This window comes from Jiulongibacter sp. NS-SX5 (assembly GCF_052828545.1).
In genome coordinates this window covers 2,300,956-2,327,138 of the sequence record NZ_CM128248.1, presented here as the reverse complement: position 1 = coordinate 2,327,138, position 26,183 = coordinate 2,300,956, and the positions used below count along the sequence as shown (strand labels likewise).

Annotated in this window: 19 protein-coding genes; 12 read left to right on the top strand and 7 right to left on the bottom strand. The window is 39.8% G+C overall.

Going from position 1 to position 26,183, the window contains the following annotated elements:
- Positions 1–78: 78 nt before the first annotated feature.
- Entirely contained in the window at positions 79–459 is a 381-nt protein-coding gene (locus ACUXV0_RS10300; protein WP_446189459.1) for a hypothetical protein, read from the top strand.
- Complete coding sequence (locus ACUXV0_RS10295; protein WP_446189458.1) at positions 443–955, top strand: hypothetical protein; 513 nt, start codon at positions 443–445, stop codon at positions 953–955. Before ACUXV0_RS10300 ends, ACUXV0_RS10295 begins: the two co-directional genes overlap by 17 nt.
- Here ACUXV0_RS10295 and ACUXV0_RS10290 read toward each other — a convergent pair.
- Positions 952–2,322 carry a sensor histidine kinase gene (locus ACUXV0_RS10290; protein ID WP_446189457.1) on the bottom strand — a complete coding sequence of 457 codons (1,371 nt, stop codon included), beginning with the start codon at positions 2,320–2,322 and terminating at the stop codon, positions 952–954. The genes ACUXV0_RS10295 and ACUXV0_RS10290 overlap by 4 nt on opposite strands.
- A 226-nt stretch (positions 2,323–2,548) precedes the next feature.
- Here ACUXV0_RS10290 and rpoN point away from each other — a divergent pair, with 226 nt between their 5' ends.
- From rpoN to tamL, 7 genes are all read left to right on the top strand, one after another.
- Positions 2,549–3,985, top strand: a complete 1,437-nt coding sequence (rpoN, locus tag ACUXV0_RS10285; RefSeq protein ID WP_446189456.1) for an RNA polymerase factor sigma-54 — start codon at positions 2,549–2,551, stop codon at positions 3,983–3,985.
- A gap of 41 nt (positions 3,986–4,026) precedes the next feature.
- Positions 4,027–5,496, top strand: coding sequence for a sigma-54-dependent transcriptional regulator (locus ACUXV0_RS10280; protein ID WP_446189455.1), 1,470 nt, complete (start codon positions 4,027–4,029; stop codon positions 5,494–5,496).
- Positions 5,493–6,956 (top strand): sensor histidine kinase, encoded by a 1,464-nt coding sequence (locus ACUXV0_RS10275; protein WP_446189454.1) that lies wholly within the window; start codon positions 5,493–5,495, stop codon positions 6,954–6,956. The genes ACUXV0_RS10280 and ACUXV0_RS10275 overlap by 4 nt, the downstream gene beginning before the upstream one ends.
- A gap of 18 nt (positions 6,957–6,974) precedes the next feature.
- Entirely contained in the window at positions 6,975–8,399 is a 1,425-nt protein-coding gene (locus ACUXV0_RS10270; protein WP_446189453.1) for an ATP-binding protein, read from the top strand.
- Between the two features lie 54 nt (positions 8,400–8,453).
- The gene (locus tag ACUXV0_RS10265; protein WP_446189452.1) at positions 8,454–9,398 is read left to right on the top strand and encodes a YihY/virulence factor BrkB family protein; all 945 of its coding nucleotides are present in this window, start codon (positions 8,454–8,456) and stop codon (positions 9,396–9,398) included.
- Between the two features lie 264 nt (positions 9,399–9,662).
- Positions 9,663–14,516, top strand: a complete 4,854-nt coding sequence (locus ACUXV0_RS10260) for a translocation/assembly module TamB domain-containing protein (RefSeq protein WP_446189451.1) — start codon at positions 9,663–9,665, stop codon at positions 14,514–14,516.
- Positions 14,516–16,828 carry a translocation and assembly module lipoprotein TamL gene (gene tamL / locus ACUXV0_RS10255; protein WP_446189450.1) on the top strand — a complete coding sequence of 771 codons (2,313 nt, stop codon included), beginning with the start codon at positions 14,516–14,518 and terminating at the stop codon, positions 16,826–16,828. Before ACUXV0_RS10260 ends, tamL begins: the two co-directional genes overlap by 1 nt.
- Here tamL and ACUXV0_RS10250 read toward each other — a convergent pair.
- Both ACUXV0_RS10250 and ACUXV0_RS10245 read right to left on the bottom strand, forming a co-directional pair.
- Complete coding sequence (locus tag ACUXV0_RS10250) at positions 16,825–17,214, bottom strand: response regulator (RefSeq protein WP_446189449.1); 390 nt, start codon at positions 17,212–17,214, stop codon at positions 16,825–16,827. The two genes, tamL and ACUXV0_RS10250, sit on opposite strands and share 4 nt — an antisense overlap.
- Positions 17,215–17,317: 103 nt before the next feature.
- Positions 17,318–19,516: an ATP-binding protein gene (locus ACUXV0_RS10245; RefSeq protein WP_446189448.1), complete on the bottom strand. Its 2,199-nt coding sequence runs from the start codon at positions 19,514–19,516 to the stop codon at positions 17,318–17,320.
- A gap of 100 nt (positions 19,517–19,616) precedes the next feature.
- Between ACUXV0_RS10245 and ACUXV0_RS10240 the strand changes: the two genes are divergently transcribed.
- A complete protein-coding gene (locus ACUXV0_RS10240; protein WP_446189447.1) occupies positions 19,617–20,177 on the top strand; it encodes a biliverdin-producing heme oxygenase in 561 nt (186 codons plus the stop codon).
- A 399-nt stretch (positions 20,178–20,576) separates the two neighbouring features.
- On the opposite strand, the gene ACUXV0_RS10235 is transcribed toward ACUXV0_RS10240, so the two are convergent.
- Entirely contained in the window at positions 20,577–20,759 is a 183-nt protein-coding gene (locus tag ACUXV0_RS10235; protein ID WP_446189446.1) for a hypothetical protein, read from the bottom strand.
- A gap of 12 nt (positions 20,760–20,771) precedes the next feature.
- The gene (locus ACUXV0_RS10230) at positions 20,772–21,860 is read right to left on the bottom strand and encodes an AI-2E family transporter (protein ID WP_446189445.1); all 1,089 of its coding nucleotides are present in this window, start codon (positions 21,858–21,860) and stop codon (positions 20,772–20,774) included.
- Positions 21,861–22,400: 540 nt separating this feature from the next.
- On the opposite strand from ACUXV0_RS10230, the gene ACUXV0_RS10225 reads away from it, so the two are divergent.
- The gene (locus ACUXV0_RS10225) at positions 22,401–23,039 is read left to right on the top strand and encodes an OmpA family protein (RefSeq protein ID WP_446189444.1); all 639 of its coding nucleotides are present in this window, start codon (positions 22,401–22,403) and stop codon (positions 23,037–23,039) included.
- 483 nt (positions 23,040–23,522) lie between these two features.
- Here the strand turns inward: ACUXV0_RS10225 and ACUXV0_RS10220 are convergent, their stop codons facing one another.
- Positions 23,523–24,089 (bottom strand): RNA polymerase sigma factor, encoded by a 567-nt coding sequence (locus ACUXV0_RS10220; RefSeq protein WP_446189443.1) that lies wholly within the window; start codon positions 24,087–24,089, stop codon positions 23,523–23,525.
- A 260-nt stretch (positions 24,090–24,349) separates the two neighbouring features.
- On the opposite strand from ACUXV0_RS10220, the gene ACUXV0_RS10215 reads away from it, so the two are divergent.
- Complete coding sequence (locus tag ACUXV0_RS10215) at positions 24,350–24,817, top strand: PA2169 family four-helix-bundle protein (RefSeq protein ID WP_446189442.1); 468 nt, start codon at positions 24,350–24,352, stop codon at positions 24,815–24,817.
- An 81-nt stretch (positions 24,818–24,898) separates the two neighbouring features.
- On the opposite strand, the gene ACUXV0_RS10210 is transcribed toward ACUXV0_RS10215, so the two are convergent.
- Positions 24,899–26,131, bottom strand: coding sequence for a flavin-dependent oxidoreductase (locus ACUXV0_RS10210; protein ID WP_446189441.1), 1,233 nt, complete (start codon positions 26,129–26,131; stop codon positions 24,899–24,901).
- Positions 26,132–26,183 lie beyond the last annotated feature (52 nt).

Genomic DNA, 26,183 nt, shown 5'->3' with positions numbered 1-26,183 from the left:
GAAGAGGAGTCGGTTACAAGGCAGGTGGTCACGTACTACCTGTCTTTTTTCTTCATCAAACCTAAACGAAAAACGATCATGGCAGATTATTTACATACCGAAAGCAGAGACCAGTCGCTGGTGGGTCAGGTTGGCAGAATTGTGGAATTGCACAAACAGAAAACCCTGCTAAACCTGGCCGATAAATCTGCAAATACCCTTGGAGCTATCAGTGTGAAGCTGGTGGTGGTATTTTTGGGTTTATTAACCATTATGATGCTCTGCCTGGGCATGGCCGCTTTTCTGAACGATATCATGAATTCACCGTACTGGGGATTTGTGATCATGGGGGTAGTACTGGGCTTTTTTACCTACCTACTTATTCTAAAAGGAAAGTCATGGCTTACTGATTTGTTCAGTAATGAAATGCTCGAACTATTTTATCACCATAAAGAAGACGAAGATGAAGACGATCAATAAACGAAATCAACTCCAGAAAAAAATAAGACAAGTAGAAGAAGAGCTTGACTACATGGAGTCAGGAGTGCTAAATAAACTTACACCCTCGGGAATAGCCAAAGAGCTAACATCATCGGGAGGAGGATCCTCAAGTCCTGTGCCGGGTCTTATCGCTACTGGCCTGTCATTGGGAGTGAAAAATCCTGTGGCTAAAATCGTATTACCTATAGCAGGTAAATTTGTGGCTAACCAGCTTTCTGAGCCTGAGATACAGCTCAATTTTATTTCACGTCTTAAGAAGGCAATGAACTGGGTGGCCAATAGAACCACCTTAAGTCTGGAAGAAGAACAGTACATGCTTTCGGAGGAAATCAATACAGTACAGTTTGACATCGAAAACGAAATCGAAAACCGAGTCACAGAAACCCTGGAGCCTATTGAAGTAATAGAGTCCAATTTAGAAGGGTCAGGTGAGAGCAAGGTTCCTCTTAAGGTAGAAGAGGCTTCCTGGTACTAGATTGTTTTCGGGAACAGCAGAATGAATGTTGTTCCTATATTTTTTTCACTCTGTACCTCTATTTCACCGTGGTGATTATCCATCACTTTTTTGCAAAGACTTAATCCTACATTTTTATTCTTTGAGTTGGGGTGAAGGTTCAGGTTACTGAATATTTCAAAGATTGACTTCGCCTCAGATTGATCAAATCCACTGCCTTTATCCTGAATGGATATTTTATGATAAGACTCTCCGCTTTTTTCTATTTGCTCATAGAGCAATGACACTTCTACAGTTTTTTCTCCTTCCTTTCTAAACTTTACCGAGTTTGAGAAGAGATTGCGTAGCAAATCCAATATTTGCCCTTCGTATAGAGTGAACATAGGAGTCTCTTCAAACTCAATTTTCAAATTAAGATCTGGTTTTATAGCAGCCCTGAATTCGGCAGAAACGGTATTAAACAAATCAGAGAATCGTTGAAGAGAAAGATCATTTTCATTTCTTTCTAGCTGGGCATGTTCCAGCAGCCCGTCCACAAGTACGCCGGCTTCGGCGGCAGACTTATCAATTTTTGCCAACTGGTTCTTCACTTTTTCATGATCTCCTTTTTCATGTGCCAATGAAGCAATATCACTAAACACCTGAATTTTTCTTAATGGCTCTTTCAAATCATGCGAAGCCAGATAAGCGTATTCTTCCAGCTCGGCATTTGAGTTCAAAAGGTTCTTTAATAGCTTACGTTTATTGACCAGAAGCCTTTCTTTCTCGTTCAGGTCATGTTTTTGCTTAAAATAGGCAAAAGCAATGATGGCAAAGGAAAGGATACCCAAAAGAATGAAGGCATACGATGTCAGCCGCTCACCTTCATATTGAAGGACCAGGCGTTCCTTCAAGAGCTGATCTTCGATAGCAGCCATATCCTTGATTTCTTTATGATACCTATCGGCATATTGATCAGTTTCACTGATATGATCTTTCAGCTTTTTATTCGTAAATATTCCACCCTTTTCTTTCAGGTCTAACTGCTGGCGAAGGACATATTTGGTATTCAGCAGATTTTTATTGAGAGTGTCCAGATTAGCCTGCTGTATGGGATTATCACCAACAATACTTTTTAAGTTTTCAACCAAAGAGTCTAATTCACTAGCCTTACTGCGGTAGGTTTGGAGGTACTGCTGCTCACCACACAGCAGGAAGCTTCGCTGGTTTGAGACCATTGATCTGAATTCACTTTCCAGATCCAGAATCCTGTTTTTTACCAGATAGGTATGGTCTACCATATCATTAAAACTTTCCTGTTTTCTGATATTGGTATAGGTAGAATAGAAGGTAATTCCTATAAAAAGAAAAGCAGCAAGAAATAGAAAATCAATTGATTTACTTTTCATGGGGTGTTGTAATTCTAGACCATTGTGTGGAACTTAATCTACAGTTTCTACACACGGAATATTTTTATAATTTTCGCCTTTGGCGGAGGTATAAAATTTTATAAGAATGCAAGTAGTTGATTATGAAACACTTGCAATGTGAATTTCTCCTAACGTTTAAAAATAAGGATTTGTGGAGAATAAATTGTCATTACAAACTTCAAAAGCAGATTAAACCTTACTCATAATGACCAGAAATATTCAAGTACAAACCGCGAAGCAAAGTCAGCGAATTAATACCAAGCAGATTCAATTCCTGAACTTTTTGTTTTTAAACCAAAACGAGCTGGAAGGTCATGTGGAAAAGGAGTTATTAGAAAATCCTTTTCTGGAACAGGACGTCAAAACTGAGAACACAGATAGTGGAGATAGCTCAGATGATATCCTTGGAGAAATGAGAGTTGAGGAGGTCTATACCAGAGAAATGCTGGAAGATGATATGCCTTCTTATAAGCTGAAATCTAATAATTACTTTGATCAGTCTACGGCTGATTTAAGCCTGCAAAGACACACCGAAGAGGTAGATGTCTCAGAGGTATTTATGGAGCAGATTCGCTTTTTGGGTTTAAACGATGAAGAACTGGAACTGGCTCATTTCATCATCAACTCCACTGATGAGAAAGGCTTTTTAGATACAGACTTGGAATCGTTCGTAGATCATGTGGGTTTTGCCACCGGCAAATTCTACGATGAGAGTCTGATTGAAAAGGTTAAAAAACAAATCAATGAATTGGAGCCTGCAGGTTTTGCCTGCTACGATCTTCAGGATTACTTCCTCACTTTAGTTTCCCAGGCTTCTGAGGCAGATAAGTCTGTATTAGAAAATGCCAAACTGATCCTTTCAGAGCATTTTGAATCATTTAAGTCAGCCAAGTGGAATAGCATTCTGGAGGAAATGGATGGTATCGAAAGAGCAGATATTGACCAGGTCTTACAACTGATTTCCACATTCAAACCATACCCTACTAAAGGCTTTGGAACAGACTGGTTGCAGATCAAAAATGAAATTGTACCTGACTATGAGATCAAGCTGATAGATGGTGAGCTCGTGGGTGAGGTAGCAAATTCAAAGAAATATAATTTCAGCGTAAATGCGGCCTATGCCAATAGCATGAAAGGTGCAAAAGGAGCTACAGGTTCTTTTGTAAATGAGAAGCTGAAATCTGCCTACTGGTTAATTGATGCTATACAGCAAAGATATGAGACCATGAATAAGGTGATTAAGGCCATAGTTCATCTACAAGGGGAGTATTTAATGTCTGGCGATAATAGCAAGCTCAGACCTATGATCCTTAAAGACGTAGCTACGTACATTGATATGAATATCTCTACAGTGAGTAGAGTAACGAGTAATAAATATGCCAGAAGCCCTATTGGTTTAATTCACCTGAAAGACTTGTTCTCTGAAGCGATTTACCTGGAAGATGGTAGCCGCAAGAGCAATAAGGAGGTTCAGGATATGGTAGTTAGACTGGTAGAGGAAGAGGACAAAACAAAACCATTGAGCGATTTCGACATACAGAAGGCTCTCAAGAGAGAGGGGATTAGCCTCACCAGAAGAACGATCACCAAGTATCGTCTTTCGGGAAATATTCCATCATCTAAAGAGAGAAAAGTTTCCTGATAAGTTAAGCGAACCACTGACAACCCCAAACAAAAGAGAATATGCAAAAAATACTGGTAATAGATGACGATAAAGATGTATGCCTGCTCCTTGAAAGGTTTCTGACAAGGCAGGATTTTCAGGTTAAAGTAGCCTCTACCGGCAAAGAGGGCCTGAAAATGTTAAAAGAAGATGTGCCTGATCTGGTGCTGTCTGATTTTAAACTGGGAGACATCAATGGCGGAGACCTTCTGAAGGAAGTGAAGAGTTCACACCCGGGTCTTCCTGTCATCATCATTACTGGGTATTCTGATATCAAAGTGGCCATAAACGTTATGAAAAACGGGGCCTTTGATTATGTAACAAAACCGCTTTTTCCTGAAGAAATTCTGAATACCATCAAGAAAGCTTTAGCCAGTACTGGCGATGGTCAAACAGATGCTGCTCCAGCAAGTGCAGCGAAAAAAGCAGTAAGCAAACCTTCAAAAACGAAGAAAAAGAAAACCGGTTATATTTTTGGGACGAGCCAGGCCAGTAAGAATTTGGTCAATCAGATTAATCTGGTAGCACCTACCAACTTCAGTGTCATTATTTATGGTGAAAGTGGTGCGGGTAAAGAGGCCGTAGCCAGAGAAATTCACCACCGAAGCGATAGAAGAGATAAGCCTTTTGTGGCTATGGACTGTGGAGCTATCAGTAATGAATTGGCCGGAAGTGAGCTTTTTGGTCACGTCAAAGGAAGCTTTACAGGTGCAGTAAGTGATAAAACAGGTCATTTTGAATTGGCAAATGGTGGTACTCTTTTCCTGGATGAGGTAGCTAATCTCTCTTACGAGGTACAGGTTTCTCTACTTAGAGTAGTTCAGGAACGTAAGCTGAAACCTATCGGTGGTACCAGGGAAAAAGAAGTAGATGTAAGAATTATTGTGGCCAGTAATGAGCAATTGCTTCAGGCGGCTAAAAAAGGAAAGTTCAGAGAAGACTTATACTATAGATTTAACGAATTTGAGATAAACGTACCAGCCTTGAGGCATCGTGATAAAGATATCATGATGTATGCCGAATACATGTTAGATGGTGTAAATGAAGAACTGAATAAATCCATTAGTGGGTTTAGCGATGAAGTCGTCGAGGTTTTTCAGAAGTACCCATGGCATGGGAATATCAGAGAGCTAAAGAATGTGGTACGTAGAGCTGCATTATTATGTCAGGCAGATATGATTAAGGTAGCTAATCTACCTTATGAGCTGGTGAATCATGATAATATCCATTTTGCAGATTCAGAAAATGAGCCGGATACCAGTGCCGGAATTTTAAACAGCTCCAGCACAAAGGAAATCATGGCTGACCTTATCAAGCCAACGCATCATTCCAGAATGCCGGCAGACCTGAAAGAAGCAGCTAAAGAGGCAGAAGCTGAGCTGATAGTGAGAACATTAAAAGAAGTGAACTTCAATAAGAGTAAGGCCGCTCGCATACTCAACATTGATAGAAAAACACTGTACAACAAGATAAAATACTATAACCTGTGAAAAACGTTTACACGGACAATGGAGCTGTGAAACGAGAAACCCGTTTTGAAGATAGGGCTCTATATGATGCCATGAGTGATGGTTTAGTCATTATGAGAGTCAAAGACTTCGAATTGGTTTACTCCAATAGAGCTTTTGAGTCTTTTGATAGTGACTTTGAAAGAAAGAAGGTAATTGAGCTTCTTCAAGAACATATTGCCGGCAAAATTTCAGAGGATGAAACAGCCCTTAAAGGCGGCTATACCAAAATAAGTGTCAAAAATCTAATACTTTCTGATGGTGAAGAAGGTAGAGTGATTGTCCTTATTAAGCATAGAGATATGCCGTTTAGGGAGCATTATGAAATTCTGAATGAGTCTGAAAGCCAAATGGGTATGGGTACCTGGCAGTACCAAATCACTGAGGACAAGCTCAGTTCTTCAAAAGGAATGAATCACCTTTTTGGGTACACCACCGAGGATGGTCCTTTCGCACAAAACCTTTATCAGTATCTGGATTTTGTAGTTGATGAAGACAAGTCAAAAATTACCCAAGCCCTCTCACAAGTGGTAGAGAAAGGTATCCAGGTACACGATGTAGAACATAGGGTTATCAGAAAGGATAAAAAAATCAGACTATTCAGTATTTCTACACTTCGGGTGTTAAAAGAAAATGGGAATGCCTACGCAATTCAGGGAATCATTAGAGATATCACTGAATTGCGTCAAAACGAGGTAGATATAGCGGATAACATTAAAAAGCTGAATCAGTCTAATGATGCCCTTTCTGAGTTTGCCTATACCGCCTCTCATGACCTTCAGGAGCCATTGAGGAAAATAGAAGCTTATGGTGACAGATTAAAGAAAAGTCTCGGAGATGAACTACCTGAGCGTTCTTCGAGATATTTAGATAAAATGATTCTGGCTACAGGCCGCATGAGTCATTTGATTGAGGATATTCTGAAGTTATCAAGAGTAAGCTCTGCAAATACCCAACCTGAGAAAGTCAATTTAAAAATGATTTTGGATGGTATCATGGGCGATTATGAGGAGAGCATTAGAGCTACGAAAGCTGTTATTAAGTATGATCTTCCTGAAGTTTTCGGATCTCAAACACAGTACCATCAGTTATTCCAAAACCTGATAGGAAACTCTATAAAATTCAGATCTGAAGAACGTACGCCTACGATCAATATTACTTATGCAAAAGCTTCAGAAAAAGCACTTGAAAAAGTAGATCTTCCGGTGGCTGTAGATTACTATGAAATTGTTTTCAAAGATAACGGGATAGGCTTCGAGCAGCAATTTGCCAAAACCGTCTTTGCTCCCTTTAAGCGTCTGTTTGGGCGTTCAGAGTTTCCGGGAACAGGTATTGGTTTAGCCATTGTGAAGAAAATTGTAGAGAACCATGGCGGAGCCATCAGAGTAGAGTCTGAAGAGGGAGTAGGTACTCGATTTTTCATTTATTTACCCAAAAAATAATCACACAACCATTTCATAATGAAAGAAATAAGACTACTCCTGATAGAAGACGATGAAGAGGACTTTGAGCTCTTTCAAGATACTCTGGATGACATTGAGAATTTTAAATTCAAGACCACTTGGATAAGCAATTATAAAAAGGCTTTAGAAACCATAGCCTCAGAGGAGTTTGACCTTTTGGTGGTAGACTATCTGCTCGGGGCATATTCCGGGCTTGAGCTTTGTCAAAAGTTCAGAGAAATGGGGAAAATTACCCCAATCATTCTTTTGACCGGTAAGGGAGATTCTGAAGTAGATAGACAGGCCTCAGAAATCGGGGTCAATGACTATTTGGTAAAAAGGAATATCAAAGCCGATGAGCTGGAAAGGAGTATTCGATACACCATCAAAAATCACGAAATGGTAATGGCCTTGAAAGTAAGCCAGTCAAAATACCGTGCTTTTTTGAAGAACTCGCAGGATATCCTGTTCATCGCCAACACAGATTGCAATCTTGTGAATGTCAGTGACTCTTTGAAAACCATCACTGGGTTCTCAAAGAAAGACTTAAATAATAAAGGCCTGCTGGAGCTTATCTTAAAAGAAGATTTAAAGAAAGAACTATTGGCGACCATTGCGGACAAAAAGAGTATTCACAAACAGTCTGCCACCATTAAGTGTAAAGATGGAGAAATTAAAACTGTAGAACTCACCTGCTTATATCAGGAAGGTTTCAATGAGCCAGATTTTATTCACGGGGTGATTATTGATAAAACCGAAGAGGTGAAGATGATGCAGTCCAGGTTGGTGAATGAGAAACTGGAGTCTACAGCCAGATTCATGCGTACCTTGGCTCACGAAGTCAGAAATCCGCTAAGCAATATTTCTTTGGCCATTGAAGGCATGGAAGCTGAGGAAGAAGAGGTTTCGCCTTACTTGTCGATAATCAAACGTAATTCAGGCAGAATCGATAATATCATTACCAAGGTTTTAAATAGCTCGCATATTGAAACCAAGGCTTTTGAGAAAATCAACCTCATCGAATCTCTTGAAACCGTCATAGAAACGGTAAAAGATAAAGCGAGTCTGAAAGGCATAGAAATGGTCGTGAATCTACCGGTGGAGCCTTTGGAACTCAACCTTAATGAAGAACAGTTCTCGCTTGCGGTGTCTAATATTTTGGTCAATGCCGTAGAGGCCTTAGACCAGAACAAAGATGGCGTAATCAGAGTGACTCTTGAAAACGGGAAACTATACATCTCAGATAACGGACCGGGCATCAGTAAAGAAGATCAGGGACATATTTTTGAACCATATTATACTCGGAAAACCAATGGAATCGGCCTTGGTCTTTCCAGTACTTTGGGTATTCTCAAGGCTCATCAGATTGAACTGGAATTAGACTCAGACCTGGGCAAAGGAGCTACTTTTGTCCTGCATCTGCCGGTGGAGGTAGACGCTTAGTGTAGCTTAATTTCTACAGCTTTTGAGAGGAATAGTTTTCTTAGTCCAGAAGGTATGGTTAAGAAGCTTAAACCCATTTACTTCTGGCGAGCATTGGTAAGCTCCATCAAAAATTTCGGAGAATATAAAATCCCGAAAAAAAGTGCCTCTTTGGCGTACTACACCACTTTTGCCATGGCACCTATCTTTTTCTTTATTCTTACGATCGGTAGTATTTTCTACGGAGAAGAAATTTTAAGAGGTGAGGTTCTTACCAAGCTCCAGGACTTTGTGGGTTTAGAAATTGCTGAAACTTTGCAAAGTATGCTCAGCAGTACCATGATAGAAAACAGCTCAAATATGGGTACACTAGTGAGTGCAGGTACGCTAATTATCATTGCTACGGGAGTTTTTGTAGAGTTACAGGATTCGTTAAATGAAATTTGGTCCGTAGAAGTTAAACAGAGTTCGGGCATTTGGTCTTTTGTAAAAGATCGCCTGTTGAGTTTCTCCATTATTTTGGCTTTTGGCTTCCTCCTGTTGGTTTCTATGTTGATTAACTCCGTCATAGACGTACTTCACGAGAAAATTGAGCAAAACCTTTCCGTAATCTCGGCTACGGCCACTTTTGTGGTCAATAATATGGTACTCATTATCATCATTAGTGCCTTATTCTATCTCATATTGAAAGTGCTTCCAGATGTCAATCTATCAAACAGGATTGCCATAGCAGGAGCAGTTTTAACCACGATCCTTTTCCTTATTGGGCGTTATTTTATCGGCTTATACCTATCACAGTCGAATCTGAATTCGGTTTTTGGGAAAGGAGGAACCATCGTTATTTTACTGTCCTGGGTCTACTACACAGGTATCATCGTTTATTTCGGTGCCGCATATACCAGAAATCTGGCTTTGGTGGCCAAAGAAGCCGTGCATTCTAAAGGACATGCCGAGTTTGTGAAGAAAAAAAAAGTAGCAGTTAATGACATTAAGGCATCAGAACAGCCCAATGAGGGTTAAAACTGCTGAAAGTGTAGAAAAAAGTACACAGGTCAATTTCTTTGATGTTTTCTTCTAATCAAATTTTTGAAATACTTTTCAATTGTATCTTATCTGGTAAGTAACATATAGTCAGTGAATTGTAATTTGAAAGTTGGAGTTTTTCACTACTCAAAAAATCTATTCTCTTCTGAGTCAACAAATCTTCATTTTGGCAATACTTTTGGGGCAACTTCCTACGAGTGTGGAATCGTATTTTAATGCACCTCCCTGTAGAGGACAAGTATGAATAAATTTTTGAGGATTATAGGCTGGATTCTGGCGGTGATTATTGTCACTATGCTTGCTTTGGCCTTTTATATTCAATCCGGTGCAGGGCAGAGAACAGTCCAAAATCAACTCAATAAGTTTGTAGGCAATAAACTATCCACTCCATTTCGTGTAGGTGAGGTAAAATACTCGATACCTGACTGGGTAATTTTACGAGATGTATATGTAGAAGACCTTCAAAAAGACACTTTAGTAGCTGCCGGAGAAGTAAGAATTGACCTCGATATGTTCAGTTTACTGAGAGGAGCCTTACAGGTCAATACCTTAGAACTTACCGATGGAAACATTAAGCTCTACACGCCCGAAAATACTTCAGATTTTAACTATCAGTTTCTGATTGATGCTTTTGCCGGTGAGACGGATACGCTTAGTGTAGATACGACTTCCTCGGGTGCCAATCCATTTGTTCTGGACGAGGCAATCCTCAAAAAAACCAGATTTTTATATAAGGAAAATACCTCAGGTATTGACTTTTCTGCTGAAATAGGTAAGGGAGAAGTAGACTTCTCAGATTTTGATATCAATGGCAATCTCTACGCCATCTCAGATGTGGAGGTAGACAACTTGAAAGCTAACCTCATTACAGCCAAACCCACCTTTCCTGTAGAATCTGAAACCTCTGGCGATCCGGTACAATTGAAGCTGGGGAACATAGATATCACCAGACTTTACTGGGCCTATAATGGTAAGGATACGGGCATTGAAAATACCATTTCGGCTATGGCTGCCTCGGTAGCTTTTGATGAGCTTGATCTGGAAGAGCAGCACATTTATCTCGATCGTTTCGTTTCAGAGAATGCGGATGTAAAGGTTATCATGAAACAGGGCGAAGTCTCAGAGTCTGGTGCTGAGTCAAAGCCATGGATCGTGAAATTAGGTACACTTGATTTTGATGGTGGAAGTATTCAATACACAGATCAGCTTGCTAATCCTGTTCTGGTCAATGGCGAGTTTAATACTTCAGATATCCGCCTCTCCAATGCAGAATTAAACATTGAAGATTTCTATTACGATGGAGCTAAAATAGAGGCCAAAGTTCGGAAAGTCATTGCTAAAGAAAGATCTGGTCTTGCCATAGATAATCTGGCTTTAGATTTAGTGTATACCGATCAATTAATCGGTTTAAGAAACCTGAATTTTAAATCCCCGAGATCAAACTTTAAGGGTGACATCGTCCTTGGGTTTAATTCTCTGGATGAGTTTACGGCAGACCCTTTAAAAAGCAAGATTTCTTTTGAAGCAAATAAGGCAAGACTTGCCCTAACAGACATTTATAAGTTTAATGCCGAGCTTAGTCAAAACCCTGCTTTAGCAAGCAAAAGAAATGAGGTTTTATTGATTGACGGTAAACTGAAGTCAAACCAAGACAATTTCCTGCTGGAAGATCTGATATTGAGAATTGATCAGGAAACGGGACTCGCCTTAAACGGTTTTGCCGGAGGTATTGGTAACCTTGAAAAGCTCAAAGCTAATCTAACCATAAAAGAACTAAAGACCTCGAAAGGTTTTTATCAAGATTTTTTACCAGATTCTCTGGATTTATCCGGCTACAACCTACCGGAGATGGTAAACTTAAGCGGCTCCATTAAAGGTAATGCCCGGGCCATGAATTTAGACGCAGTGCTAAATACAGACCTTGGGAAACTTACCTTAAATGGGCTGCTGAAAAATGCGGGATCAGATAGTTTGAGGTCATATACTGGATATTTGGCCACTGATAAGCTAAACCTCAATAAATTTTACGCAGAAGGAAGTCCATTGGGTGAGCTAACTGCCGAGCTGGAATTAACAGCAAATAGTACCCTGGACGAGCTAAAGGCCAAAGGGCAAATAGCCGAAATGGTGTACAATGAGTACACTTATAAAGAAATTGATTTAGATGCCAATTTTATAGATAGCGTCTTGGTATTTAAAGGTAGATCAGACGATACTAACCTTGATTTCAATGCTGATTTTAAAGCAGACTTTAATCGTGAACAGCCAGCTTTTGACGGGAGAGTGAATCTTCAAAAAGCCAATCTTTCTAAACTGAACCTAAGTGCTTATGAAGGTGATATCACGGGAGATTTTTTAGTTAAAATGAATCTCTATGATAAGGCTTATCTGCTGGGCACTGCAGATATTAAAGGTTTACAATTAAGTGATGTGAAAGTCGGTGATCTCAAGGGTAAATTCAGTAGAGAGGGTTCTCAGCAGCGTGCAGAAATAAAATCTGGTTTTATGAATGCCAGGCTTAAAGCCGAAGGTGGAATTCTAAATTTGGCTGAAAGCTTTGCCGCATTAACGGCAGACTCCACTGGCTCAGTCACAGATGAAGAGTTGTCTAGGTATAACTTTGAATTGACCGGCTCGCTCACGAATAATCCTATTTGGGGAGCACTGGCAGAAGGGCTTTATTTTGAAGACCCTATAACCTTTGCCATGTCATCAAATGGCAGATCTCTTGACGGAAACCTTAAGCTAAAGCAGCTGGCTTATAACGACCTAGTACTTACCGGCTGGAGCACCGAGCTTAGTGGAGGAGGTAAAATATACAAAACCAAAACCTCAATTAATGATCTCAGATACGGCGAGGGTCACCTGATCAATAACACATTGCTGGCTAATTTTGAAAATGAGGTGCTGGATATAGACTTCACCAGTGAAAATAAGAAGGGCGATTTATTCAATAAGGTAGCCTTAACCATGAACACGGCCCAAAGCACTGAGGTATTTGAGCTGGAGAAGCTCATGTTTAAAGGAGAACGTTTTACCGTAAATGAGCATCAGATTAGAATTTATCAGAATAAATTATTGACTGATGGGCTCATCTTAGAATCGGGGAATCAGAAGCTTAGCCTGCTGGCTACTGAACAAGATATTAATCTTGCCTTTACTGATTTTGACCTTGAGCCATTTTATAGTTTGCTCTACGGGGAGGCTGTGGATTTGCACGCTTTTTTAAATGGAGAAGCCAGCTTAAAAAACAACTTCGAGGAGATAAGCGGAAAAGCAAATCTGAGCATTAAAGATGTTAAGATTGATGACCAGGAAATTGGTGAATTGAGCATGGATATCCCTCAGTTTTCTACAGAGAAAGTCACACTAATCGGAAAAGTAAACGGGCCTTCAAGCAAGGCTAATTTTAACGGATCGGTGATTTTGACGGGTGACGGTAAACTGGATATGGCCATTAATCTCGACAGGCTAGATGCGGCCCTCGTGAAAGCTTTCAGTGCAGGCCAAATTACCGAGGCTACAGGTGAGCTTTATGGAAAAATCAAATTGACTTCAACACTGACAGACCCTGAGCCCAATGGCAATCTGGGTTTCAGAAATTTTGATGTCACCCCTAGCTATTTAGGCGTGCCCTTATTGATCGATAATCAGGAAATTAGATTCAAGAATAAGAGTGTCTTTCTGGATAATTTCACTGTCAAAGATTCTACTGATCAGCAATTGGTTTTTGATGGATCGCTCAATTGGTCAGACCTCAATGCCATCTCTTATCAGATGGACCTTAAAACCTCTGATTTCTTGCTACTCAATACCGTAGCAGAAGATAATGACCTGGTTTATGGGACACTGAAACTAGATGCCGACTTAAGGCTTAAAGGTGTTGGAGAAAAACCGAATGTGGATGGGAAAGTCAAAATCAGAGAAGATAGTGACCTGACCTTTGTGATGCCGGCCGATATAGAAACCGCAGAGACTCAAGGAATCGTCTATTTTGTACCACCAAAAGATAGTGTAACTGCCATAAACTCTACTGCTCCCAGAGATACCGTGAGTGCGGCAGATGCCTTTGCTGAGGTGGTCAATGAAATACTCATTGCTGTAGAAACGGAGGAAGATGCTCAGTTTACCATTATCGTGGATGAGATCAACGGTGATAATCTGGTATTTAGTGGTACGTCAAATTTAACATACGGTCTTTACCCTAACGGGCAGCAGTACCTCATTGGTAGTTTTGACCTTACCCAAGGGGTTTATAGTTTTTCATTTGAGGTATTTAAACGTCAGTTTCAGGTGCAGAAAGGCAGTAAGCTGACCTGGAGTGGAGATCCTTTTCAGGCCGAAATGGATATAACCGCTGCTTATCAGGTACGTACAGATATTCAGTCGCTGAATGCTTTTGGTTTAAACTCTAGTGCCTACGGCAAGGTACCGTTGGATGTACTTTTGAAACTTACTGGAAGTTTAGAAGAACCAGATGTCAATTTTGATCTGCAAGTCTCAGATAAAGCCGAAAATTCAGTGAAATCACTGATTAAGTCTAATGATGTTTTTGCCTCGCTCAGAAATAACTCGTCAGAGATGAATCAGCAGGTGTTCTCATTGATTCTGTTTAATCGCTTTCTGTCAGGTAGTTTTCTGTCTTTCTCGGGAAACAGTTTCAGTGGTGAGTCAGTGGCCAGGCAAAGTGTTAGTAAACTATTAACTGAGCAGCTGAATAATCTGGCAAGTAATGTTCTAGGGGATGTGGGCTTAAGTCTGGGATTAGACTCAGATGTGGCAGATACCGGAGCCAGAACCGAGTTTAATTTAGGGCTAAACCAAAGTTTTCTCAATAACAGAATACGTGTTTCATTGGGTAAGAATTTTGAATTGGCCAATACTACAGGGGTAAGTCGTAGCTCTACCGAAGTGCTCGATAATGTAAATATTGAATACCTGGTAACACCCGATGGAAGGTATGTGGTAAAGGTTTACAGAGATAATGAGTATCAAACCGTTTTAGAAGGTTTTGTGGTAGAAACAGGAGTGGGTTTTGAACTGAGAGCCGACTACGATAAGGTTTCAGAACTCTTTAAGAAAAGAGCCAAATAATGCAGAGAATAGCGATCATATTACTGGTGTTTTTAAGCTCATGTAGCATTCAGAAGAAGCTGCCTGAAGGTGCCAGACTCTATGCAGGTTCTGAGATTGAGATGAATCCGCAGGCACCGAAAGATAATGTGAAAGAAGTGGAAGAGGTACTGAGTTCAAACACCTTTCCTGCCTCTAACTCTTACCTTTTGGGTTTCCCGTATAAGGTATGGTTTTACTACAATATTGGCGAAGCCAAAAAGGAGAAAGGTCTTCGTAGTTTTTTGCAACGCAAACTCGCCGAAAAGCCGGTGTTCTTCAATCCATCAAACCTGGAAACCAATGAGAGTAATCTGGAGAATATAGCGGCTAATATGGGGCATTTTACCACAGATGTTATTGGTGAAGCCAAGTCAAAAAAGTATAAAACAAAGGCGGTCTATGAGGTAAACCTAAGTCCTGGTTATACCATAAATAAAGTGAGCTTTATGGCGAAGGACTTTCAAATGCTCACAAACTCAGATGAGGTATTTAGAAAGACGCTGCTGAAAACCGGAAAGACGTATTCACTGCAGAATATTAAAAATGAACGTCAGCGAATTTCAGATATATTCCAGAATGATGGATATTATTTATTGGATGCCAATAGGATTATAGTGGAGGTAGATACCAACCTCAATAGTTATCAGGCCAATTTATTGGTGAAACTCAAAGACGAATTCAAAGAGCAATACACGAGAAGGTATAAAATCAGGAATGTCAATATCTACACGAGTTTTGAAGGAGAATCATCTCAAAAAGATACGCTAAAACAAAACCTGAATACCATTCAGAATGAAGGACTGAAAGTGTTCTCAACCGGGAGATATTTTAAGCCCAAGGTTTTTCAGGAGTCCATTGTTTTCAGGCAGGGAGATTATTATTCCAAGGAACGCCAGCAGGTTTCATACAATAGACTGACGAATCTGCAAAACTTCAAGTTTATCAGGAATAAATTTGAAATAGGTAGTGATACCTCTACCAACTGGCTGGATGTAAATTATTACCTGAGCCCAAACAAGCGAAAGAGCCTGAAAGCTGAGATTAATGGACAAACAAAGAATAACGGTTTACTCGGTGCCGAGGTAGGTGTAGCCTGGCAAAACAAGAACTTTTTCCATGCCGCAGAGAATTTTAACCTGGAGTTTAACCTGGGTCGAGATCTGCAGTTTAGTAAAGGTGCATTGGCAAATAATTTCACTCGTTATGATGTAAGAGCTGAGCTGGTTTTTCCTCGTTTCGTTTTACTGTTTAATCGTTTACAGGCGGGGCTTTCCGGCGGAATACCTAAGAGTAGCGTCTTCCTCTCTTATGAAGGACTGAATCAGGAAGGACTGTATACACAGACCTCCCTCAATACCGGGTTTACTTACCACTGGCGTAAAAATGCGGAATATGAGCATACTTTAACCCCGGTGTATTTTAACCTGGTAAAGCCCAGAAACGTTAGCGATGAGTTTATAGAGCAGGTACTGGATAGTGACAACCCAAATGACCTGAAACGTTACTTTGAAATTCTAGACAGCCGCTTAGTGCTGGGTATAGAATACAAACTCAATTTCCTACCGGCTTTTGCTCAGGATAAATGGAACACCTGGAATATGAATTTCGGGGTAGATATCGCCGGGAATATTGCCAGTCTTTTGGCTTCTAAGCAAGTCAACTCAGAAAACGGAACCCGAAACCTCTTTGGAGTACCCTTTGATCAGTTTGTGAAACTGACATATGAAACCCGTTTCTACCGAAAGTTCGGAAATCTGACTTGGGCCAGTAGACTTTTTTCTGGTTTTGGCTTGCCTTATGGCAATTCCAATATTCTACCTCAGTTTAAGCAGTATTTTATTGGGGGTAGCAATAGCCTTAGAGGTTTCAGAGCCAGATCTTTAGGGCCTGGCACGGTGGCACCTCAAGACCTCGCAGGTTCGGTTTTCGGTAATGCCATCAGCGGTGACGTTAGGCTTGAGCTCAATACCGAGTTCAGGTATAAATTTACAGAGATGTTAGAGCTTGCGGCTTTTTATGATACTGGGAACATCTGGTTCTATAATGAAAACTCGGCCTTTGGAGAGGAAGGTAAGTTTACCGGCAATTTCCTCAATGAGCTGGCAGCAGATGTAGGCCTGGGTCTGAGATTAGACTTTTCTTATCTGATACTACGAGGAGACTTGGCTATTCCTGTTCGTAAACCGTGGCGTACAGAAAGCCCTTGGGTATTTAATGAGATACAGTTAGGGCAGAAATCATGGCGATCAGAGAATTTAATCTTCTCTCTGGCTATAGCCCACCCATTCTAGGCGAGCTCTCCTTCAATAATTTGCTTAATAGCACAAACCAGCTTACCAAAGTTGGTAGGCTTAATCAGGTAATCGTGAGCACCCAGGCTTTTAGCTTGGGTTATGTCTTTATCATTAGAGCTGGTAGAGTAAATGATAATTTTACTCAGCTGCATATAGTTGTGCTTAGAAAGTAACTGAAGAAGCTCCAGGCCATTGATTTTCGGCATGTTCAAATCCAAAAATATAAATCCAGGGAACTCTGCATGAGGCAGGCTCGCTAGTTTTTCCAGAACAGAATGAGCACTTGAGAAACAAACTAGTTGTGCGGCAACTTCAGACTCCGCTAAAGCCATCTCAAAAATCTCCTGATCTTCCGGATCGTCATCTACCAGAAATAAGATCATGTTTTTACAAGGGGTTATTTTTTCCTTTTATGATTCAACTCATAAGGGACGCTAAAAATAGTCAGAATATTTTAAAGATAGCCTTCTTTATTTGCCAGCTTGTCTAAGCTTTGGGTAGTTTGATGAAAAATTGAGCTCCTTTACCTGTTTCACCTTCGGCTCTGATGCTACCATTATGGATCTCTGCCACCTTTTTACAAATAGCCAGTCCTACGCCAGATCCTTCTATTCCGGTGTTGTCATTTAGTCGGTGAAAAACCTTAAACATATTCTCGGCGTATTGATTATCAAAGCCTTGGCCATTATCCTTAAAACTGATTTCTACAAAGCCTTCATCTAATTCTCTGGAGCTTACGTTTACTGTCAGTTTAACTTTTGGTCTCGCAAATTTGATGGCATTATCCAGAAGGTTGCTGAATAATTGCTGAAGCAAAATTTCATGACCCTGCACCAAAGGAAGGCCTGGTTCGATTTGATAATTGATATGCTCTACTCCATCATTTTCTTCCCCAATCTTTCTCAAAACGCCCTCTAAACAAACTTCAGATAACGGGGCGTCTATATGTTTTGTCCTATTGAGGTTTAAAAGATCATCCAAAAGCCGCTGCATTCTACCAGCAGAATTATTGATGCGGTTGATCATTTTTAAGGTGCCGCTATCGAGTTCGTATCTGCCGTCTGTTAGTATTGAAGAGAAAATTCTGATTTTTCTCAACGGCTCTTTCAGGTCATGAGCACTAATCCAGTTGAGATTCTCCAGTTCGTCGTTTGCTTTTTGAAGTTTTTCTACCAGCTCCTCCTGCTGTTTTTGAACCTTTATGCTCTGCAAATAACTGAAGTGTTTTTGTAATTGATAGATACAGCTATTTGCCATTTCTTTCTCCACTTCCTTCCAAGGTCTGCTCTTATTTGAAATGATTTCTTTCCAGGCTTTGAAAGACTTACGCGGGCTAAGTCCGTTAATGTCTTTTTCAATAGCCTTATTCGGGTTACCTGCCCACTTAACTTCCTCTTTCATTTCCTGGCGGAGCCACATCACATAGGTATTGAGGTCTAATCTGTAGAAAAGGACTCCACTGATATTATCAGCATTAAAATCAAGGTCATTCTTAACCGATCGGCTACAGAAATAGTCCAGGTTTTTAGCTTTAAGTACTTCAAATAAACGATCTACGTCTTCATGTTTAGCGAGTTCTCCACATCGAATTACTCGCTGATCTGAAACCGTATAAAAACCATCAGAGCGAGTTAACTTGTAAAAGTGCTCAGAGTCGAAATCTAGTGTGGTGTCTTCATTGAGGATAGAATTGACCTCATTAAGATGCTTTTCCAGTTTGACTTTCAGGTCAAAGTTTACTGCAGTTTCCTGAACTCTGATTTGAGACGAGAAGAGGTTACCATTAAATAAAGAAGAGATACGTCCGTAATAGGAGAGATGTTTTGGCGAGTAATGATGGCAGGCAATAAGCCCCCAAAGTCTATCTTCATGAATAAGTGATACGGTAAGAGTAGCACCTACACCCATGTTTTTCAGGTAGTCCACATGAATAGGCGAAACACTTCTGAGCCCGGCCAGGCCAAGATCGAGTGAATGATGCTCGGTGTCTTCTATCATGGTCAAAATAGGCACGGGTTCATACGTAACATCTGTGATCATTCTAACCAGGTTACGCATGTACAATGCTCTGGCCTGCGGCGGAATATCTGTATGCGGGTAATGGAGACCTAGAAATGGCTCCAGATGCTCTTCACAAGATTCGGCAAAGACCTCCCCATTATAGTCTTCATCAAATTTGTATATCATAACCCGGTCATAGCCGGTTATACTTTTAATAAGTTGACTAATCTTTTGTGAAAGCTCCTTTAAGTTCTTTGCTTCTGCACTATATCGTGCAAATTCAAACGAAAGCGAGTTTAAGAATGGTAGTTCTTCATCTGGGTTGATGGCTTTTTCAAGCTCAATGATGATTTGATCTTTTGATCGATGGGCAAAAACCGCAAAGAAACTATTCTGCCATAAAATATGCTCAATCACTCTGGTATGATCATCAATACCAGCTAATAATTGATTGATGATATTCATCTGCCTCTCATCAAACAGGTCTGTAAGGTTTTGCTGAAGAACTGCCGATGCTTTCAGGTCATATTCTTCAATATTGGCACTGCAAAATTGAATCTGAAAATTTTCGTCTGTGGCAATGAGGACACCATGTGGCTGAATGGAACCAGGAACGTGAATAGGCTCACTCTCGCAGTTTTCCAGATTGACGATATCTTTATAGATGATACTTTTTGGCTTCATTCAAAGGGCTTTCTCTACGAAAAAGCAATTTAAAAGGTAATGGAGATAGATTCCTAAGAAATGTGGTTTTCTTTGCGGAGCAAACTATTTAGTGCAAAAGATGCTTCTCTCAGAAAAACTCAAGGAATCTACGTACCAGAGCCACATAGGTTTAGAAAAACTTACAGTACCACTTATACGTCAATCTACAAGCAGAGAGAATTACACCAAGCTATTAGGTTTGTTTTACGATTACTTCAATGAGCTGGATAAAAAAATAGCAGACATAGCCGAAATCCGGGAAGTGCCTGATTTTTCAAAAAGACGAAGCTCCTCATGGTTAAAGCAAGAAATAGAAAGTCTAGGTCTGGAGGTATCAGATGAAGAAGTAAGCTCTGCTCCACAAATTAACTCAGCATTCGAAGCTCTGGGAGCCATGTATGTAATGGAAGGCTCCACACTGGGTGGTCAGCACATTACCAAAATGCTCGGTAAGCTTTATGAAGATAAAGACCATGATTTCATATTCTTCAATGGTTATGGAGAACAAACACATGCTATGTGGGCTAATTTTAAAGAGTATTTGAACTCCATTCCAGAAAACGCTCATGATGAGGTTATTAAATCAGCTAATGAAACCTTTGAGGGCTTTGCTGCCCACATATCGCTACACTCACTGTAGAAGTTTATCCCCCATTCTACACCGTTTTGTCTGATTCTCCGGCGGGAATCACTTTTTAATTCATAAGCACAACACAAATTATGAAAAGCTTATGAGTTGGATGATCATTTTTGGATGCCTGGTACTTGTAACCACTGTTGCAGTACTTGTAAAGGCTGCTTTTAGAAAGCCGGAGTTAAGAAACAGGAACTACAAAAATACTGAGGAAATCCGTGAGAAATTCCAACAGCTAAATAGAATGTCTACACAAATAAGAATTTAACGGTTAAGGGGTTAATAGAATAGGTTAAAAAAGAGAGCACACTAAGCTCTCTTTTTTTTATGCTCTTATCCTAACAAAAAAATGGGCAAGGTTTTTAATAGCCTTGCCCGTTTCTATTTCATGAATGTAGGCGGTAATTACTCGTCTGTATTTTCTATGGAGTTTTCTACTTTCCCAAAACGGGTGTCGTCATAATCTGTGCCAACGGTAAAGACTCCCGTGGCCAAGGCTATGCCCATTAAAATCAAACCTATTATTACGGTATAGATGATGATTTTTTTGATTGGAATCAGCTGTTTTTCATTTTGTGCATTATTCATAATTGTATTGTTTTATGATGAAGTCTTGTTCAGCACAAGACGCTTATTATTTTCTCTCCCGGGTTCTTCAGGAAAGCTGCTCATCAGTGAGCTTAGTGGCGATAAAAACGGTACATGTTCACAGATCTGTTTAAAGACCGCAGCTATAGGTATAGCCACCATCAGACCTGGAACACCCCAGATTTTCCCTGCCACCAGCAGGAATATCAGTACCATGAATGGGTTTATTTTTAATTTATCTCCTACCACATTTGGTGTGATCAGGTTACCTTCTAAAAACTGAACGATGGACATCCAGCCAATAACACCAACGGCGTACCAGGCAGAGTCTTTGGTAATCAAAGCCATGAAGGCTGGCAATAATGAACCTATAAACACACCGATGTAGGGAATGACACTAAGTAATGCCGCAAAAACTCCATAGAATAGAGCATTCTCAATACCCAGAACAAAGAGCCCTAAGCAATTGAGTACGGCCAGGATGAGTGTGACTTTGATAAATCCCTGAAAGTAGTTTTGGATGGCTTTTTTTGAGCCATCAATGAGTTCTATGTATTCACTGGTATCAAAACCCTTGAATATCCTTCTGATAGAAAAAATAAAGAAGTCAGAATACACCAGAAAGAAGAACATATAAATGGGTATCAAAGCAATATTGACGATTAAATCAAATGAGGCCTGAAGTGAACTTGAGGAGTTCTCGAATAATTGACCCAGATATTCTTCAGTGGTTATTTCTTTCTTGTAGGTACTGATTAGACTTTCACCAAAACGCGAGCCTCTGAATTTCTCAATGAGCATATTATTATAATGTGACATTTTATCCATGATCTCATCTTGGCGATCGGTAATATTACCAAGCTCAGACATAATCATGTAAGACAAAATAGAGAAGACTAAAGCCACAATGGCTATACCTACCAGGCTGGCCAAAGTTCTGCTCCAGCCCTTGTCTTTTAAAAATGTAACTACCGGTGCTACTGCCACAGATAACAGCAGGGCAATAATGAGAGGTATGAGTATTGATTTCAGGTAAATCATGACCAGGACTATAAGCGAAACCGCAATGAGTATTCCCGGTAACTTTTCTTTTTTTAACATGCTTTTCATCTCTCTCAAAATGGTAGTGTTTTCTTCATTGCACTAATGAATTAAAGATTCATTCCGATAAGGATCGTGGGTGTAACAGCCTGAGGGGTAGATGGTTGTTGACTTTTTGATTGTAGAAATTTCTTTCTATTTGTAGAAATTGGGGTGTAAGTTCCTCATAGTCTTCATAAAGTGTGGTGTTAAATGCCGGGAATTATGTTTTTCTACAGGTGGTAGAAACAACACAAATTATGGCTACAACTATACTTACTATTCTATTTATTATTGGCTGGATGATCTATATTATCCATTACTTTGATTCGTCCCTACCTGATCGTTCAAAGAACTATTACGAGATGAAAGAGTTCAATTATCATAATGCCGGATTGAGACGGCGAAAGCTTAGGTTACCCGAATTTTTAAGATTTTGGTAAACTTCTCGGCTATTGAACTTATACCACAGCTTGTAGAATAGAAACCACGGAATAGGCCCAAAAGAGGCCAGGCATGGCTTTTTTGCACTTTTTAATGTAGAATTAAACATTAAGAAATATGAAAAAGTTAAAAACAGCATTATTAATTACAGCCGCTACAGCGACGCTTTTTGCATGTAGTACCTCAAAAAATACAGTTAAATACGACGGCATGTTGAGTACAGAAGAACTTGAGATGCTCAATTATCCATTAGCGGATACGGTATTGAAATATTCTGCCGAAGGTTATAAAGACTGGGAGCTCACCAATGAGATGGATCTGCTAGGGGAAGAAATCTCGGCAAATCTTAAGAATCAAGCTACCGTTTTACAGATGGGGCAGGGTGTTTTAATTTCTTTTGACCGAGGTCAAATGTACAACTCTGGCCAGTATCATATGTCAGACGAAATGAAATCTTCCGTTCAGGATTTGATATTTAATTTAAAGGAAAACCCTAACACTTATGCAGTGGTATTTGGTAGAACAGACGCCATTGGTTCTACGGAATTCAATGATAACTTGGGTTATATGAGAGCTGCTGTAGTAGCTAACCATATGAGAAATATGGGAGTTGAGAAAGATAGATTATTTGTAGAATCATACGGTGAGAAATATCCTGATTTCTTTAATTTCTACACTTCAGGTAGAGATAGAAACAGAAGAGTAGATGTTCTGGTGATTCCTTCAAATGAAATGAGATTGGAGCCAGCCAGGTAATTTAAGAAGTAGAGAAAAAATGAAGGCCACGATCATAAGATCGTGGCCTTTTTATGTATAAAATAAACCATCAAAGCCTTTATTGTACTATGTCCTTAATAACCATAAGGTAAGCTCAGCTATGTGTTTTCAATTGGATAAGAATTCGTTATAGAAGTATTTGATAGTATAAAAGCAATTCATAGTTCAGCAGAGTTCAGTGATATCTGGTTTATATGAAGGCTGCTATTTTGGCCATCCTTTTGAGAAATAGTACGCGTATAAAAAGTTAGATTATTTCCTGAGCTAAGCTAAATGAGCAACAATGACTTCTTTGATTTTATACCAGGGTTAGAAATAAAAACAGAGGCGTAGAAATTCTGATGTTTCTTCAAAAGATATTGGAGCAAGTTTGATAGGTATCAGAATGAGCAAAAAGAAAGGTCACGACCATAAGATCGTGACCTTTTCTGCTTAATCTAAACCAACTTAACCGTTAATAACTTATGCTCTTAGTCCTGGCATGGTAAGCTCAGGAGTATATTTTCTAATGTTTTTAATTCCGCTTCTAAGTCTTGATTTTGACGTACCTACCGGAATATTCAGTTCTTCAGAAATCTCATTATGAGTATAGCCTTCAAAGAAGAATAATTTTGCCACTGGCAATTCCTTATCTTTCATATCGTCAAGTAATTCTTCAATTCCAATATGCTCTTCTTTTTGGTCTACAGAGTAGAAAGAGGTATTCTCACACAGGTCAATATCTCTTTTGTCTTGAGTCTTTCTGGTTTTAAACTTTCTGAGCGTATCTATACACAGGTTTCTGGCGATAGTTGCCATCCAACAATATAGTCCCGCTTTTTGATCGTCATATTTATGAATGCTTCTCCAGATTTTCATCCATACCTCCTGAAGTAAGTCCTCTTGGTCTTGCTCATTTTTCAGGTAACCTCCAATAATAGCTTGTAAAGCGTAGCTGTAATTCTTAACAAGATGATCATAGCTGTCACTTTTTTTGGCTTTTAGGCCTGCTACTAGAGTGGCTTCGGTGGTTTTAAGGATAGAATTCATAATACACTAATTTATTTCTAATGAACCCTGTATAAAAAAAGGTATTCCGCCCTGTATCCTGAGAAAGTGTGGAAATATATCTACACTTACCACACCCCACTCCTCATTGTCTACATATTTATTGGCTTTAGTTAGACAAGAATAGTGTGGAAATTCCAATACGGTTTCTTCCAAATTCCACATCTTTTAACCCTAAAATGGCCTTTTTGTGTCTGGAATAGACTTTTTAACTACATCGGTAAATAAAACAACTTAGTATTATGAAAAAGCAAGAAAAATTAAACGGACTACAGACATTAGCAGAATTGCATGCAGATAGAATAGAAGGATATCATAAAGTAGCATCAGAAACACAGGCTGCTGATTATGGTTTAGAGAAACTCTTTAATCATCTGGCAGAGTTCAGTAAAGAGGCAAAGGCAGAATTAGACTTGGTACTAGCCTCTAGAGGAGGGGAAATATCAGATAATGATAATTCTATACTTTCAGGTATTCACAAAATGTGGATTGACATTAAAACAGCTCTCACATCTAAAGACAGAGAAGCTTTACTATCCAGTTGTGAGTTTGGAGAAAACATCATTATTGGAGCCTATGAGTCAATGTTGGAAAACGAAGACCTAATTGAGGTAAAAGTGAGACTATTACTTCACTCGCACCTGAAAACGCTCAAAGAGTCGCTCAAAACTATTCAGGAGCTAAAAGAGCTGGAAGAGATAGCCGAATAATAGTATTGGCTATAAAAATGAAAGGCAGCCCCAATCGGGCTGCCTTTTTTTATTTGGTATTTATTCTGAATTGAAGTGTTCTTATTTCTTTGCGTTTAGGGTTTCTTTGTCAAAACCCGCAACTTTTCTGTAGTTATCCATAACCTCTTTGAGTTTGTCGTGAGGTATTTCATTAGGTTCAAATCCTTGAGGAAACCACTCTTCCATCATATCCATGATTTGATCAGGTCCTTTTTTACGATTCTGAAGAACCACCTTTCCTGTAGCTGGCCTTCTTTCATTTTCATAGCTGAGAAGTGCCTCTTCTATTGAAGATGCCTGGCTTAAGCTTTCTGCCAGATATTCTGCATCTAAAATAGCTTGAGAAGCACCGTTTGAACCAATAGGATACATCGGATGTGCTGCATCACCTAGAAGCGAAACTTTTCCAAATGTCCATTTTTCCAATGGATCTCTGTCAGACATCGGGAACTCGTAAACGGCATCAGCTTTTTCTACCATTGTTTTGACATCTAACCAGTCAAACTGCCACTCTTTATACTTCTTTACAAGCCTCTGTTGGTCGGCCTGTCTGTTCCAGTCGCGTTCTTTCAGCGTTGACTTTCCCTCTTTTATATTAGCAACCCAATTCATTTGAACTAATCCATCTTTATCTGGTTGGCTAATGGGGTAAGCTACCATTTTCTGTTTCAGACTGCCAATCATGGCCATAGATCTGCCATTGAGAAAAGGCTGCATGAAAGTAGTGCCTCGGTAAAGTACATTTTCTGAATATAGCGGCGGGCCTTCATTGGGGTATAATTGGGCTCTCACTTCTGAATTGATACCATCGGCACCGATCAATACATCTCCTTTGGTGGTATACCTGATCTCACCGGTATTTTTATCAATAAATCGGGCAGTAACTCCAGTTGAGTCCTGTTCAAAACTTTCTAAATGTGCATTGGTATGAATAGCTTTTTCTCCCAATCTGAGAACGCATTCATCAAAAAGTAGCATCTGTAGTTTTCCTCGATGTAGCGAAAACTGTGGCCATTTATAACCTGCATTTTTCCCTCTTGGCTCTGACCAAAACTGCTGCCCATAACGGTTAAAGTATACAAGGTCACTGGTTTCCACTGCCCATTGGGCAATTTTCTCCTGAAGACCGAGATTGGTCAATACCCGTATACAATGAGGCAAAGTGTTTATGCCTACTCCTAATGGTTTAATTTCTTTGACAGACTCAAAGACTTCTACTTCAATACCTTTTTCATGAAGACAAAGAGCAGCGGTAAGTCCGCCAATACCGGCACCAGCAATAATTACTTTCATGATCTATTAGAAGAGTTTATCCTCTAAAGAAAGAGGCGGCCTAAGCCGCCTC